The organism is Aminobacter sp. BE322, from assembly GCF_050433525.1.
Lineage (GTDB): Bacteria > Pseudomonadota > Alphaproteobacteria > Rhizobiales > Rhizobiaceae > Aminobacter.
On the sequence record NZ_JBNPXB010000006.1, the window covers coordinates 81,455 to 96,630 of the forward strand.

Annotated in this window: 10 protein-coding genes; 1 reads left to right on the forward strand and 9 read right to left on the reverse strand. The window is 63.2% G+C overall.

Features of this window, described 5'->3' with window-relative positions:
- Positions 1-16: 16 nt before the first annotated feature.
- From tuf to rpsL, 4 genes are all read right to left on the reverse strand, one after another.
- Positions 17-1,192 carry an elongation factor Tu gene (tuf, locus tag J2X50_RS11540; protein ID WP_429094922.1) on the reverse strand — a complete coding sequence of 392 codons (1,176 nt, stop codon included), beginning with the start codon at positions 1,190-1,192 and terminating at the stop codon, positions 17-19.
- A 67-nt stretch (positions 1,193-1,259) separates the two neighbouring features.
- Positions 1,260-3,350, reverse strand: a complete 2,091-nt coding sequence (gene fusA, locus J2X50_RS11545; protein ID WP_429094926.1) for an elongation factor G — start codon at positions 3,348-3,350, stop codon at positions 1,260-1,262.
- Between the two features lie 32 nt (positions 3,351-3,382).
- Positions 3,383-3,853 (reverse strand): 30S ribosomal protein S7, encoded by a 471-nt coding sequence (rpsG, locus tag J2X50_RS11550; protein WP_429094928.1) that lies wholly within the window; start codon positions 3,851-3,853, stop codon positions 3,383-3,385.
- Between the two features lie 78 nt (positions 3,854-3,931).
- Positions 3,932-4,303: a 30S ribosomal protein S12 gene (gene rpsL / locus J2X50_RS11555; protein ID WP_008837709.1), complete on the reverse strand. Its 372-nt coding sequence runs from the start codon at positions 4,301-4,303 to the stop codon at positions 3,932-3,934.
- 485 nt (positions 4,304-4,788) lie between these two features.
- On the opposite strand from rpsL, the gene J2X50_RS11560 reads away from it, so the two are divergent.
- Entirely contained in the window at positions 4,789-5,070 is a 282-nt protein-coding gene (locus J2X50_RS11560; protein ID WP_347966239.1) for a transcriptional regulator, read from the forward strand.
- A 64-nt stretch (positions 5,071-5,134) separates the two neighbouring features.
- On the opposite strand, the gene J2X50_RS11565 is transcribed toward J2X50_RS11560, so the two are convergent.
- The 5 genes from J2X50_RS11565 to rplL form a co-directional block, all read right to left on the reverse strand.
- Complete coding sequence (locus J2X50_RS11565) at positions 5,135-5,776, reverse strand: esterase-like activity of phytase family protein (RefSeq protein ID WP_429094931.1); 642 nt, start codon at positions 5,774-5,776, stop codon at positions 5,135-5,137.
- A complete protein-coding gene (locus tag J2X50_RS11570) occupies positions 5,689-5,931 on the reverse strand; it encodes a hypothetical protein (protein WP_429095137.1) in 243 nt (80 codons plus the stop codon). Before J2X50_RS11570 ends, J2X50_RS11565 begins: the two co-directional genes overlap by 88 nt.
- A gap of 127 nt (positions 5,932-6,058) precedes the next feature.
- Positions 6,059-10,255: a DNA-directed RNA polymerase subunit beta' gene (gene rpoC / locus J2X50_RS11575; protein ID WP_429094933.1), complete on the reverse strand. Its 4,197-nt coding sequence runs from the start codon at positions 10,253-10,255 to the stop codon at positions 6,059-6,061.
- A 183-nt stretch (positions 10,256-10,438) separates the two neighbouring features.
- Complete coding sequence (gene rpoB / locus J2X50_RS11580) at positions 10,439-14,575, reverse strand: DNA-directed RNA polymerase subunit beta (protein WP_429094935.1); 4,137 nt, start codon at positions 14,573-14,575, stop codon at positions 10,439-10,441.
- Between the two features lie 197 nt (positions 14,576-14,772).
- Positions 14,773-15,150 carry a 50S ribosomal protein L7/L12 gene (rplL, locus tag J2X50_RS11585; RefSeq protein ID WP_340041846.1) on the reverse strand — a complete coding sequence of 126 codons (378 nt, stop codon included), beginning with the start codon at positions 15,148-15,150 and terminating at the stop codon, positions 14,773-14,775.
- Between the last annotated feature and the right edge of the window lie 26 nt (positions 15,151-15,176).

Genomic DNA, 15,176 nt, shown 5'->3' on the forward strand with positions numbered 1-15,176 from the left:
GATCGATTAATCCAACTTACTCGACGATCGAGGCGACGATGCCGGCGCCGACGGTGCGGCCGCCTTCACGGATGGCGAAGCGGAGCTTCTCTTCCATGGCGATCGGCACGATCAGTTCGACGTCGACCGTGATGTTGTCGCCCGGCATCACCATCTCGGTGCCTTCCGGCAGCGTCACGATGCCGGTCACGTCCGTCGTGCGGAAGTAGAACTGCGGACGGTAGTTGGTGAAGAACGGCGTGTGACGGCCACCCTCTTCCTTGGTCAGGATGTAGGCCTCGGCCTTGAACTTCTTGTGCGGCTTGACGGTGCCCGGCTTGGCCAGGACCTGGCCGCGCTCGACGCCCTCACGGTCGACGCCGCGCAGCAGCGCGCCGATGTTGTCGCCGGCCTGGCCCTGGTCGAGCAGCTTGCGGAACATCTCGACGCCCGTGCAGGTCGTCTTCGCCGTCGGACGGATGCCGACGATCTCGAGTTCCTCGCCGACCTTGACGATGCCGCGCTCGACGCGGCCGGTCACGACCGTGCCGCGGCCCGAGATCGAGAACACGTCCTCGATCGGCATCAGGAACGGCTTGTCGATCGGACGCTCAGGCGTCGGGATGTAGGCGTCGACGGCGGCCATCAGCTCGCGCACCGCGTCTTCGCCGATCTTCTTGTCCGAGTCGTTGAGCGCGGCGACGGCCGAACCCTTGATCATCGGAATGTCGTCGCCGGGGAACTCGTACTTCGACAAAAGCTCGCGAACCTCGAGCTCGACCAGCTCCAGAAGCTCGGCGTCGTCGACCAGGTCGACCTTGTTGAGGAACACCACCAGAGCCGGAACGCCGACCTGACGGGCGAGCAGGATGTGCTCGCGGGTCTGCGGCATCGGGCCGTCGGCGGCCGAAACCACCAGGATCGCGCCGTCCATCTGGGCGGCACCGGTGATCATGTTCTTGACGTAGTCGGCGTGGCCGGGGCAGTCGACGTGCGCATAGTGGCGGGCCGCCGTCTCGTATTCGACGTGCGCCGTCGAGATCGTGATGCCGCGCGCCTTCTCTTCAGGGGCCGCGTCGATCTGGTCGTAGGCCTTGAACTCGCCGAAATACTTCGTGATCGCCGCCGTCAGCGACGTCTTGCCATGGTCGACGTGACCAATCGTGCCAATGTTCACATGAGGCTTCGTACGCTCGAATTTACCTTTTGCCATGTGAGGTCTCCATTCCTGCTAGCCCGATAAGGGCGTTGAATTAACGAACCGCTGCAATTCCTTGGAATTACGCGTATTTCTTTTGAACTTCCTGAGCGACCGCGGTCGGCACCGGCTCATAGTGGTCGAACTGCATCGTGTACTGCGCACGGCCCTGCGACATCGAGCGCAGGCTGTCCACGTACTTGAACATGTTCGCCAGCGGAACCATGGCGTTGACGACGACGGCGATACCGCGGGTCTCCTGACCCTGGATCTGGCCGCGGCGGCTGTTGAGGTCGCCGATGACGTTGCCGACGTAGTCTTCCGGCGTCACGACTTCGACCTTCATGACCGGCTCGAGCAGCTGGACGCCCAGCTTCGGAGCGGCCTCGCGCAGAGCTGCACGGGAAGCGATTTCGAAGGCGAGAACCGACGAGTCGACGTCGTGGTAGGCACCGTCGATGAGCGTCGCCTTGACGCCGATCATCGGGAAGCCAGCGAACGGGCCCGACGACAGAACGCTGCGGATGCCCTTCTCGACGCCCGGGATGTATTCCTTCGGAACCGAACCGCCGATGACCTTGGACTCGAATGCGAAGTCCTCGCTCTCGGTGTTGGGTTCGAACACCAGCTTGACGCGGGCGAACTGACCGGTACCACCCGTCTGCTTCTTGTGGGTGTAGTCCTGCTCGAACGAACGCGTGATCGTTTCGCGGTAGGCGACCTGCGGGGCGCCGACGTTGGCTTCGACCTTGAACTCACGCTTCATGCGGTCGACGATGATGTCGAGGTGAAGCTCGCCCATGCCGGCGATGATGGTCTGGCCCGACTCTTCGTCCGACTTGACGCGGAAGGACGGATCCTCGGCGGCGAGACGGTTGAGCGCGAGGCCCATCTTCTCCTGGTCGCCCTTGGTCTTCGGCTCGATGGCGATCTGGATGACCGGCTCCGGGAACTCCATGCGCTCGAGGATGACCGGGTTCAGCGGGTCGCAGAGCGTATCGCCGGTGGTGGTCTCCTTGAGGCCGGCCAGAGCGACGATGTCGCCGGCGAAAGCCTCTTCGATGTCGGCGCGGGAGTTGGAGTGCATCTGCAGCATGCGGCCGAGACGCTCCTTCTTGCCCTTGACGGTGTTTTCGAGCGAAGCACCCTTGGTCACCTTGCCGGAATAGATGCGGCAGAAGGTGAGCGAGCCGACGAACGGATCGTTCATGATCTTGAAGGCGAGCATCGACAGCGGCTCGTCGTCCGACGAATGACGCTCGATCTCGGCTTCGTTCTTCGGGTCGATGCCCTTGATGGCGGGCACGTCGACCGGCGACGGCAGGAACTCGACGACGCCGTCGAGCAGCGGCTGGACGCCCTTGTTCTTGAAGGCCGAGCCACAGAACATCGGGAAGAACTTGACCGCGATGGTGCCCTTGCGGATCAGCGCGCGCAGTTCGTCGTTCGACGGCATCTTGCCTTCGAGGTAGTTCTCGAGAGCCTGCTCGTCCATCTCGACGGCGGTCTCGATCATCTTCTCACGGAACTCCTCGGCCTTGGCCTGCAGATCCGCCGGGATCTCGACGACGTCCCAGGCAGCGCCGAGCGATTCGTCGCGCCACACCAGGGCCTTCATCTCGATCAGGTCGACGACGCCCTTGAACTCGGACTCGGCGCCGATCGGCAGCTGAACGGCAACGGCCGTGGCGCCCAGGCGGGTCTTGATCATCTCGTAGGAGCGGTAGAAGTCCGCGCCGATCTTGTCCATCTTGTTGCAGAAGATCATGCGCGGGACGTTGTACTTGTCCGCCTGGCGCCACACGGTCTCGGTCTGCGGCTCGACACCGGCGTTGGCGTCGAGCAGCGCGATGGCGCCGTCGAGCACGCGCAGCGAACGCTCGACTTCGATGGTGAAGTCGACGTGGCCGGGGGTGTCGATGATGTTGAAGCGGCGCTGCTTGCCGTCACGGCCCTTCCAGAAGGTCGTGGTGGCAGCCGACGTGATGGTGATGCCGCGCTCCTGCTCCTGCTCCATCCAGTCCATGGTGGCAGCGCCGTCATGGACTTCGCCGATCTTGTGCGACTTGCCCGTGTAATACAGGATGCGCTCGGTCGTCGTGGTCTTACCGGCGTCGATGTGCGCCATGATACCGAAATTGCGGTAGTCTTCGATCTTATATTCGCGGGCCATGGGAGGTGCCTCTCAGTCGTTCGTTCGCGCCGTTACCAGCGGTAGTGCGCGAAGGCGCGGTTGGCTTCCGCCATCTTGTGGGTGTCTTCACGCTTCTTCACGGCGGTGCCGCGGTTGTTGGCCGCGTCAAGGAGCTCGCCGGAGAGGCGGTCGACCATGGTGGTCTCGTTGCGGTTGCGAGCGGCGGTGATCAGCCAGCGAATGGCGAGGGCCTGACGGCGCTCGGGGCGCACATCGACCGGAACCTGGTAGGTTGCACCGCCGACGCGACGCGAGCGCACTTCCACGTGCGGCGCGACGTTGTCGAGCGCCTGATGGAAGACGGCAACCGGCTCCTGCTTGGTCTTGGACTGCACCTGGTCGAGCGCACCATAGACGATCGTCTCGGCGACCGACTTCTTGCCGTCATACATGACGGCGTTCATGAACTTGGTGATGACCAGATCGCCGAACTTGGGATCCGGGTTGATTTCGCGCTTATCTGCACTGTGACGACGGGACATAGCTCTTGTCTCTCAAACTTTGACTGGCGCTCTATTACGCGGAGAACCTCGCGCAGCACCCAAACTGCAGAACCCGAATTACTTCGGACGCTTCGCACCATACTTCGAACGGCGCTGCTTGCGATTCTTCACGCCCTGGGTGTCGAGCACGCCGCGGATGATGTGATAGCGCACACCCGGAAGGTCCTTCACGCGGCCGCCGCGGATCATGACCACGGAGTGCTCCTGGAGGTTATGACCTTCGCCAGGGATGTAGCCGATCACTTCAAAGCCGTTGGTCAGGCGAATCTTCGCGACCTTGCGCAGAGCGGAGTTCGGCTTCTTCGGCGTCGTCGTGTAGACGCGCGTGCAAACGCCACGCTTCTGCGGGTTGGCCTGCATGGCCGGAACCTTATTACGCTTCACCGGCGCAATGCGCGGCTTGCGGATCAGCTGGTTGACGGTAGGCATTAAACCCTCTTGTCTCTCAAATTCCGTGTCTCAAGCCCGTTCGGGGCGGCTGCTAGCGACATTTCTGGGCATTTCCATACGCAAATTCGGGCCGTAAACCGCAAAGCGCGGTCCTGCCCGAACAAACCGCAGAGGAAGCGAGACCGCTTCATGCACGACAGAAATGTCATTTCGCTCGTAAAACGAACCCTGTTTGAGGAAAACTCCAAGGCGCGTCGCCTCGGAAAAGCCAACCTCACATCGGCTCAGACGTCGCGGCTTCTACTCGCATGACCGCCTAGCGTCAACCCCGAAGCGCCAAAATCCTTAAGGAATAAGGGCTCTGCCGGGCCGCAGGCGGCCCAGCGCAACTTTATTGCGCTGCAACAAGGGTTAATGCTTCGTTTGTAACGCGCTTTGGCCTGTCTTGCACCCGACCTTCGTGCGAAAGTCGGGGAAACAGGGGCGAATCCCCTCGCCTGCCTACCTGGACCAAGGAATCAGCCATGAACGACAACGAAGAACGCCCGGTAACGATCATCACGGGGCGGGTCTGGCGGCGCAAGGGTGGCCAGCCCGAAGGCGTGCACATCATGCTGGTCGCCCCCGACGACGATTCTGCCGTGCGCTCCGCGCTCGAGGCGCTCGCCAAGGAAGGCTATGCCGAAGCCGAACTCGACCAGATCGGCGACATGCAGGGCGAGCCCGACGACGAGCCACACATCTCGGCCTATCAGGGGGCCCTCGAGGGCGAAGTGTCGATCGTCACGTTCAACGAACCGCTGTAACAACCGGAACGAGGGCCGCCTGCCCGCTTGCAGCGGCCCCTCACCTTCGCGGCCCTGACCTCCCTCAGTCAGTGGCGCCGTCCAACTGGAAGACAACGAACTGGGTGAACTGCACCGGGTTGAAGTTGTTGTCGGACGCAATGACAAAGGTCTTCCGGCCGCCCACTTCCGGTCCCCAGCTGATCGCTTCGACGTTGTCGACGTCCAGCCCGAAGTCGCCCTCGCCCAGCTTGAGAAAATGATCCTTGGACAGCGGTGTCGCCGTGGCGCCGGCAAGTGAGGCCGTACCCTTCACATCCGGGGCTCCGATCAGCGATGTGGTGAAGAGATTGATCTCGTTGCCGATACCGAGCGCGAAGGAGCGTTCGACCGTCAGCAGGTCGCCGTCGCCCTTGGCGACGAATTCGGACAAGCCGTTGTCGTTCCAGAATGGATCCTGGGTCGCCTTGGCGAATATCGGGCCGGTGTCGTAGGCATATTCGGCGGTGACTTCGCCGCTGGCGATGTCGAAGGCGAGTATCCGGGCGCGGCTGCCTGCCTCGAGCGTAGCCTTGTCGCCATCCTGGGCCAGCGCATTTTCGGTACCGACCAGCAGCGTCTTGCCGTCAGCCGAGATGCTCATGGCCTCGAACGCCAGGTTGTTGCGCACGCCGCGGGTCTTGTCGGGATTCGGCAGATAAGCCTCGGGGAGCGAGAATTCGCGCACGAGCGTGCCGTCAACTCGACGCCGCCAATCTTCAGGCCGGTGGGCAGGACGATTTGGCCGAGCAGCGTGGCCTTGCCGAGCGTCTCGGCCGCCGACTGAGAAACCGGCGCAAGGATGGCCAGGGCCGCAACGGCGGAAGCAAGCAGGATCTTCATGGGCGTCACCTCAGGTTCGAACTGGGACGCTGATAGCCTGCGCAGTTGACAGCCGCATGAAGCCGGCAGGGTACAATAGAAAAAGGGGCCACGAGGGCCCCTTTCAGTTTCGCGATCGCGACGCCCGTTACTGGGCGGCGTTGACCATGTCGGTCAGGATCGGCTCAGCCACTTCCGCGCCCGAGAGCTTACGGCGCTCGTCGAGGATCAGCTCGTCGCGCGAGGTGGCGATGCGCCGGATCTGGCTCATCATGCCGCCCGTGCCGGCCGGGATCAGGCGACCGACGATGACGTTTTCCTTGAGACCCTGCAGCATGTCGGTCTTGCCGGCGACGGCAGCCTCGGTCAGCACCCTGGTCGTTTCCTGGAAGGAAGCGGCCGAGATGAAGGACGGCGTCTGCAGCGATGCCTTGGTGATACCGAGCAGAACCGGCTGACCTTCGGCGGGCTTCTTGCCTTCCTCGATCAGGCGATCATTGATCTCGTCGAACTCGATGACGTCGACGTGATCGCCCGGGATGTAGACCGAGTCGCCCTGAGCGGTGATCTCGATCTTCTGCAGCATCTGACGGACGATGACCTCGATGTGCTTGTCGTTGATCGACACGCCCTGCAGTCGGTAGACCTCCTGGATTTCGTTGACGAGGTAGGAAGCAAGCGCTTCCACGCCCTTGATCGCCAGGATGTCGTGCGGCGCCGGGTTGCCGTCGAGGATGTAGTCGCCCTTCTCGATCGCGTCGCCGTCCTGGAGATGGAACGGCTTGCCCTTCGGGATCAGGTATTCGACCGGCTCAAGCGTCGAGTCATGCGGCTCGATGATGATGCGACGCTTGTTCTTGTAGTCGCGGCCGAAGCGGACCGTACCGTCGATCTCGGCGATGATGGCGTGATCCTTCGGACGACGGGCCTCGAAGAGTTCGGCAACGCGCGGCAGACCGCCGGTGATGTCCTTCGTCTTCGCGCTTTCCATCGGGATACGCGCCAGCACGTCGCCGGGCTTCACATGTGCGCCCGGCTCGACCGAGAGGATGGCCTCGACCGAGAGCAGGAAGCGGGCGTCGCCGCCCTTCGACAGCTTGCCGACCTTGCCCTTGGCGTCCTGAACCACGATCGCCGGCTTGAGGTCGGAACCGCGTGGCGTGGACCGCCAGTCGATGACCTCGCGCTTGGTGATGCCGGTCGACTCGTCGGCCGTTTCCTGGACGGAGATGCCGTCGACCAGGTCCTCGAACGCCGCGCGACCCTCGATTTCGGTGAGGATCGGACGGGTGTAGGGGTCCCACTCGGCGATACGCTGGCCGCGCTTCACCTTGTCGCCGTCGTCCACGAAGATACGCGAACCATAGGTGACGCGGTGCGTGGCGCGCTCCTTGCCGGTCTCGTCGAGGATCAGGATCGCCATGTTGCGGCCCATGACCACGAGGTTGCCGTCGGAGTTGCGGACCACGTTGCGGTTGCGGACCTGCACGGTGCCTTCATACGAGGCTTCGAGGAACGACGAGTCCACCACCTGCGCGGTACCGCCCATGTGGAAGGTACGCATGGTGAGCTGCGTGCCCGGCTCGCCGATCGACTGCGCGGCGATGACGCCGACGGCCTCGCCCTGGTTGACCGGAGTACCGCGCGCCAGGTCGCGACCGTAGCAGACCGCGCAGACGCCGACCTTGACTTCGCAGGTGAGCGCCGAGCGGATGCGGACGGACTGAACGCCGGCCTTCTCGATGACCTCGATGTCGCGCTCGTCCATCAGCTTGCCGCCCTGCACCAGCAGGTCGCCGGTCACCGGGTGGTTGATGTCCTCGAGCGCCGTGCGGCCGAGGATACGCTGGCCGAGCGAGGCGACGATCTGGCCCGCATCGACGATCGGCTGCATGGTGAGGCCTTTGTCGGTGCCGCAGTCGACGGAGTTGACGATGCAGTCCTGCGCCACGTCGACGAGACGACGGGTCAGGTAGCCCGAGTTCGCCGTCTTGAGCGCGGTGTCGGCCAGACCCTTGCGGGCGCCGTGGGTCGAGTTGAAGTACTCGAGAACGGTGAGGCCTTCCTTGAAGTTCGAGATGATCGGCGTCTCGATGATTTCGCCCGACGGCTTGGCCATGAGGCCGCGCATGCCGGCGAGCTGGCGCATCTGGGTGGGCGAACCGCGGGCACCCGAGTGCGACATCATGTAGATCGAGTTCATCGGCTTCTGGCGGCCGTTGTCCTCGAACTCCACCGCCTTGATGCGCGCCATCATCTCGTCGGCGACCTTTTCCGAGCACTTGGCCCAGGCGTCGACGACCTTGTTGTACTTCTCGCCCTGGGTGATCAGGCCGTCGTTGTACTGCTGCTCGTATTCCTTCGCGAGCGCCTCGGTCTGCTCGACCAGGCCCTGCTTGGTGTCCGGAATGACCATGTCGTCCTTGCCGAACGAAATGCCGGCGCGGCAGGCATGCGCAAAGCCGAGCGCCATGATGCGATCGCAGAAGATGACCGTCTCCTTCTGGCCGCAGTGGCGGTAGACGGTGTCGATCATCTTGGAGATGTTCTTCTTGGTCATCTCCTGGTTTGCGGTCTCGAACGGCACGTTGACGTTCTTCGGCAGCAGTTCGCCGAGGATCATGCGGCCAGGCGTCGTGTCGTAGATCTTCGACACTTCCTTGCCTTCCGCGTCGACCGTCTTGAAGCGGCCCTTGATCTTGGCGTGCAGCGTCACGGCCTTGGTCTCGAGCGCGTGCTGCAGCTCGCCCATGTCGGCGAACACCATGCCCTCGCCCGGCTCGTTCTGGTTGACGATCGAGAGATAGTAGAGACCGAGAACCATGTCCTGCGACGGCACGATGATCGGCGCGCCGGAGGCCGGGTGCAGGATGTTGTTGGTCGACATCATCAGCACGCGGGCTTCGAGCTGCGCTTCGAGCGACAGCGGCACGTGGACCGCCATCTGGTCACCGTCGAAGTCGGCGTTGAAGGCCGTGCAGACGAGCGGGTGCAGCTGGATGGCCTTGCCTTCGATCAGCGTGGGCTCGAAGGCCTGGATGCCCAGGCGGTGCAGCGTCGGCGCGCGGTTCAACAGCACCGGATGCTCGCGGATGACCTCGTCGAGGATATCCCAGACTTCCGGCTTCTCCTTCTCGACCAGCTTCTTGGCCTGCTTCACCGTCGAGGAGTAACCCTTGGCGTCGAGGCGGGCATAGATGAACGGCTTGAACAGCTCGAGCGCCATCTTCTTCGGCAGGCCGCACTGGTGCAGCTTCAGCTCCGGACCGGTCACGATGACCGAACGGCCGGAATAGTCGACGCGCTTGCCGAGCAGGTTCTGACGGAAGCGACCCTGCTTGCCCTTGAGCATGTCGGACAGCGACTTCAGCGGACGCTTGTTGGCACCGGTGATGACGCGGCCGCGTCGGCCGTTGTCGAACAGAGCGTCGACGGCCTCCTGCAGCATGCGCTTCTCGTTGCGGATGATGATCCCCGGCGCGCGGAGCTCGATCAGGCGCTTCAGACGGTTGTTGCGGTTGATGACGCGACGATAGAGGTCGTTCAGGTCGGAGGTCGCGAAGCGGCCGCCGTCGAGCGGGACCAGCGGGCGCAGATCCGGCGGGATCACCGGCACGACCTTCATGATCATCCACTCGGGACGGTTGCCCGATTCCATGAAGTTCTCGACCACCTTGAGGCGCTTGAGATACTTCTTCTGCTTGAGTTCCGACGTCGTCGAGGCCAGTTCGGTGCGCAGGTCGCCGGCGATCTTCTCGAGATCCATCGAGGCAAGCAGGTCATGGATGGCCTCGGCGCCGATCATGGCGGTGAACGAGTCCTCGCCATACTCGTCGACGGCGAGCATGTACTCCTCCTCGCTGAGGAGCTGGTGCTCCTTCAGCGCGGTGAGGCCCGGCTCGGTGACGATGTAGTTCTCGAAGTAGAGAACGCGCTCGATGTCCTTGAGGGTCATGTCGAGCAGCGTGCCGATGCGGCTCGGCAGCGACTTCAGGAACCAGATGTGGGCGACGGGCGCGGCCAGTTCGATATGGCCCATGCGCTCGCGGCGGACGCGCGACAGCGTGACTTCGACGCCGCACTTCTCGCAGATGACGCCCTTGTACTTCATGCGCTTGTACTTGCCGCACAAGCACTCGTAGTCCTTGATCGGGCCGAAGATGCGGGCGCAGAACAGGCCGTCGCGCTCCGGCTTGAAGGTACGATAGTTGATCGTCTCCGGCTTCTTGATCTCGCCGAACGACCAGGACAGAATCTTCTCGGGGCTGGCGAGCGAAATCCGGATGGAATCGAACACCTGCGCAGGCGCCTGCGGGTTGAAGAGATTCATGACCTCTTGGTTCATGCCGTTCTCCTTTTCGGGGCCCTCGAAAGCCCCTTTGCATCGGGTGCGGGCCAATGTGCCCGCCATACGTGTCGGCCAGCGGCCGAAGAATCCTCATCGCCAAGCATGATCGGACCGAAGCTCTCTTCGGGATCATGTCCTGCGGCGCCGCCGCGGGCAAAACCCGCGGCGCGCCTCTAGTGCTTACTCGGCCGCGTCGGGCAGCCGGTGCTGAGTCTCGTCGACCTTGGTGTTCTCCAATTCGACATTGAGGCCCAGCGAGCGCATTTCCTTGACGAGAACGTTGAAGCTCTCGGGGATGCCGGCCTCGAAGGTGTCGTCGCCACGGACGATCGCCTCGTAGACCTTGGTGCGGCCGGCGACGTCGTCCGACTTCACCGTCAGCATCTCCTGCAGCGTGTAGGCCGCGCCGTAGGCTTCGAGCGCCCAGACCTCCATTTCGCCGAAGCGCTGACCGCCGAACTGCGCCTTGCCGCCCAGCGGCTGCTGGGTGACGAGCGAGTACGGGCCGATCGAACGGGCGTGGATCTTGTCGTCGACCAGGTGGTGAAGCTTGAGCATGTAGATGTAGCCCATGGTCACCTTGCGGTCGAACGGCTCGCCCGTACGTCCGTCGTACAGCTGCGACTGGCCCGAGGTGTGCAGGCCCGCCTGGGTCAGCATCTCGTTGATGTTGGCCTCGTGCGCACCGTCGAACACCGGGGTCGCGATGGAGACGCCGCGCTTCATCTGATCGCCGAGGCGAACGATGGACTCGTCGTCGTAGTCGCGGACCGGCTCGTTGCGGTCGTTGTCGGGGATGATGCTCTCGATCGTCTGGCGCAGCGGCTTGATGTCGCCGCTCTGCTTGTACGCCTCGATGAGCTCACCGATCTTCCTGCCCATGCCGGCGCAAGCCCAGCCAAGATGGGTTTCGAGGATCTGACCGACGTTCATGCGCGAAGGCACGCCCAGCGGGTTGAGCACGATGTCGGCATGCGTGCCGTCTTCGAGGAACGGCATGTCCTCGACCGGAACGATGCGCGACACGACACCCTTGTTGCCGTGACGGCCGGCCATCTTGTCGCCGGGCTGCATCTTGCGCTTCACCGCGACGAAGACCTTGACCATCTTCATGACGCCGGGCGGCATCTCGTCGCCGCGCTGCACCTTCTCGACCTTGTCCATGAAGCGCTGCTCGAGCTGCTTCTTGGAGTCGTCGTACTGGCCGCGCAGAGCTTCAAGCTCGCCCTGCATCTTCTCGTCTTCGACGGCGAACTGCCACCACTGCGAACGCGGATAGTCGTCCAGCGTCTCCTTGGCGAGCGTCGAGCCCTTCTTGAAGCCCTTCGGTCCGGCAATCGCGTCCTTGCCGATGAGCATGTCGCTCAGGCGGCTGTAGACGTTGCGGTCGAGGATGGCCTGCTCGTCGTCGCGGTCCTTGGCGAGACGCTCGATCTCCTCGCGCTCGATCGCCATGGCGCGCTCATCCTTCTCCACGCCGTGGCGGTTGAAGACGCGCACTTCGACGACGGTGCCGTAGGTTCCGGGCGGCATACGCATGGAGGTGTCACGGACGTCGGACGCCTTTTCGCCGAAGATGGCGCGCAGAAGCTTCTCTTCCGGCGTCATCGGGCTTTCGCCCTTCGGCGTGATCTTGCCGACCAGGATGTCGCCCGGCTGAACTTCGGCGCCGATGTAGACGATACCGGCTTCGTCGAGGTTCTTCAGCGCTTCTTCCGAAACGTTCGGAATGTCGCGCGTGATCTCCTCCGGTCCGAGCTTGGTGTCGCGGGCCATGACCTCGAACTCCTCGATGTGGATCGAGGTGAAGACGTCGTCGGCCACGATGCGCTCGGAGAGCAGGATCGAGTCCTCGTAGTTGTAGCCGTTCCACGGCATGAACGCGACGAGCACGTTGCGGCCGAGGGCCAGATCGCCGAGATCGGTCGACGGACCGTCGGCGATGATGTCGCCCTTGTTGACCCGGTCACCCATGCGCACCAGCGGACGCTGGTTGATGCAGGTGTTCTGGTTCGAGCGCTGGAACTTCATCAGGCGGTAGATGTCGACGCCGGACTTGCCCGCCTCGAGATCTTCCGTGGCGCGGATGACGATACGGGTCGCGTCGACCTGGTCGACGATACCGCCGCGGCGTGCACCGATCGCAGCGCCCGAGTCACGGGCGACGATCGGCTCCATGCCGGTGCCGACGAACGGAGCCTCGGCGCGCACCAGCGGCACGGCCTGACGCTGCATGTTCGAGCCCATCAGAGCGCGGTTGGCGTCGTCGTTTTCCAGGAACGGGATCAGCGCGGCTGCGACCGACACCATCTGCTTCGGCGAAACGTCCATCAGGTCGACGTTTTCGCGCGGCGCCATCATCACTTCGCCAGCGTTACGGCAAATGACGAATTCGTCGACGAAGTGGCCGTTGGCGTCGAGCTCGGCGTTGGCCTGGGCAACGAAGTGCTTGGCTTCTTCCATGGCCGAAAGATAGACGACCTCGTTGGTCAGCTTGCCGTCCACGATCTTGCGATACGGGCTCTCGATGAAGCCGTACTTGTTGACGCGCGCGAAGGTGGCCAGCGAGTTGATCAGGCCGATGTTCGGGCCTTCCGGCGTCTCGATCGGGCAGATACGGCCGTAGTGCGTCGGGTGAACGTCGCGGACCTCGAAGCCGGCGCGCTCGCGCGTCAGACCGCCAGGTCCAAGCGCCGAGAGACGACGCTTGTGGGTGATCTCCGACAGCGGGTTGGTCTGGTCCATGAACTGCGACAGCTGCGAGGAACCGAAAAACTCGCGCACCGCGGCAGCCGCGGGCTTGGCGTTGATCAGATCCTGCGGCATGACCGTATCGATCTCGATCGAGGACATGCGCTCCTTGATCGCGCGCTCCATGCGGAGCAGGCCGACGCGGTACTGATTTTCCATCAGCTCGCCGACCGAACGGACGCGGCGGTTGCCGAGGTTGTCGATGTCGTCGATCTCGCCCTTGCCGTCGCGCAGCTCGACCAGCGTCCTGACCACGGCCAGGATGTCGTCCTTGCGCAGCACGCGCACGGTGTCGGCGGCGTCGAGTTCGAGACGCATGTTCATCTTGACGCGACCGACGGCCGACAGGTCGTAACGCTCGGCGTCGAAGAACAGCGAGTTGAACATCGCTTCGGCGGTTTCGAGCGTGGGCGGCTCGCCCGGGCGCATGACGCGGTAGATGTCGAACAGCGCGTCCTGACGGCTCTCGTTCTTGTCGACCGCCAGCGTGTTGCGGATATAGCCGCCGACGTTGATATGGTCGATGTCGAGGATGTTGATCTCTTCCTCGCCGGCCGAGAGCAGCACCTTCAGCGTCTTCTCGTCGATCTCGTCGCCGGCTTCGAGATAGATCTCGCCGGTGGCGTAGTTGACGATGTCCTCGGCGAGGTAGCTGCCGAAGAGGTCGTCATCGGTCGCCTTGATGGCCTTGAGGCCCTTCTCGGCAAGCTGTTTGGCCTGGCGGGCGGTGATCTTCTTGCCGGCCTCGACGACGATTTCGCCGGTGTCGGCGTCAACCAGGTCGCCAACGGCCTTCAGGCCGCGGAACCGGTCGACCGAGAACGGAATGCGCCAGTGGTCGCCAGACTTCTTGTAAGTGATCTTGTTGTAGAAGGTCGACAGGATCTCTTCGCCGTCCATGCCGAGCGCCATCAGCAGCGACGACACCGGGATCTTGCGGCGGCGGTCGATGCGGGCGTGGACGATGTCCTTCGAATCGAACTCGATGTCGAGCCAGGAGCCGCGATAGGGGATGACGCGGGCCGCAAACAGCAGCTTGCCCGACGAGTGCGACTTGCCCTTGTCGTGATCGAAGAACACGCCCGGCGAACGGTGCATCTGGGAGACGATGACGCGCTCGGTGCCGTTGACGATGAAGGTGCCGTTCGACGTCATGAGCGGCATGTCGCCCATGTAGACGTCCTGCTCCTTGATGTCCTTGATCGACTTCGAACCGGTATCCTCGTCGATATCGAACACGATCAGGCGCAGCGTCACCTTCAGCGGCGCGGCGAAGGTGAGATCGCGCTGACGGCACTCGTCGACGTCGAATTTCGGTGCCTCGAATTCATACTTCACGAACTCCAGCATCGACGCGCCGGAGAAATCGGAAATCGGGAAGACCGACTTGAAAACGGCCTGCAGCCCTTCGTCCGGACGGCCGCCCTTGGGCTCGTCCACCATCAGGAACTGGTCATAGGATGCCTTCTGAACCTCGATCAGGTTCGGCATCTCCGCAACTTCGGGGATCTTTCCGAAGAACTTGCGTACGCGTCTGCGGCCATTGAAAGTCTGGGTCTGGGCCATCGTCGCTCCTTGCTGCCTTCTTGGGGTGAGCTTCGCTACTGCTCACCTTGCATACGAGCCGCCTCGGCGGCCTATCCAAAACGGGCGAAAACCCGTTTCCTGAAAGCCGCAAACCGGCCCTCAGGAAATAGGTTTCCTCTCACCCCCCGAACACGGGAGCCGGTGGGCGGCAACGAGGCCGCCCACCGAAACCGTGCTTACTTGAGCTCGATCTTGGCGCCAGCTGCTTCCAGCTGAGCCTTGAGCTTCTCGGCGTCGGCCTTGGAGACGCCTTCCTTGACGGGCTTCGGAGCGCCTTCGACGAGGTCCTTGGCTTCCTTGAGGCCCAGGCCGGTGATGGCGCGGACTTCCTTGATGACCTCGATCTTCTTGTCGCCGGCAGCAGCCAGGATGACGTCGAATTCGGTCTTCTCTTCAGCCGGAGCAGCAGCAGCCGCACCGCCGGCAGCGGCGGCGACAGCCACCGGAGCAGCAGCGGAAACGCCCCACTTCTCTTCGAGCAGCTTCGACAGCTCAGCCGCCTCGAGGACGGTCAGGGCCGACAGGTCGTCAACGATCTTTGCGAGATCAGCCATTTTACTATTCCTTCAATCAGTTCGAA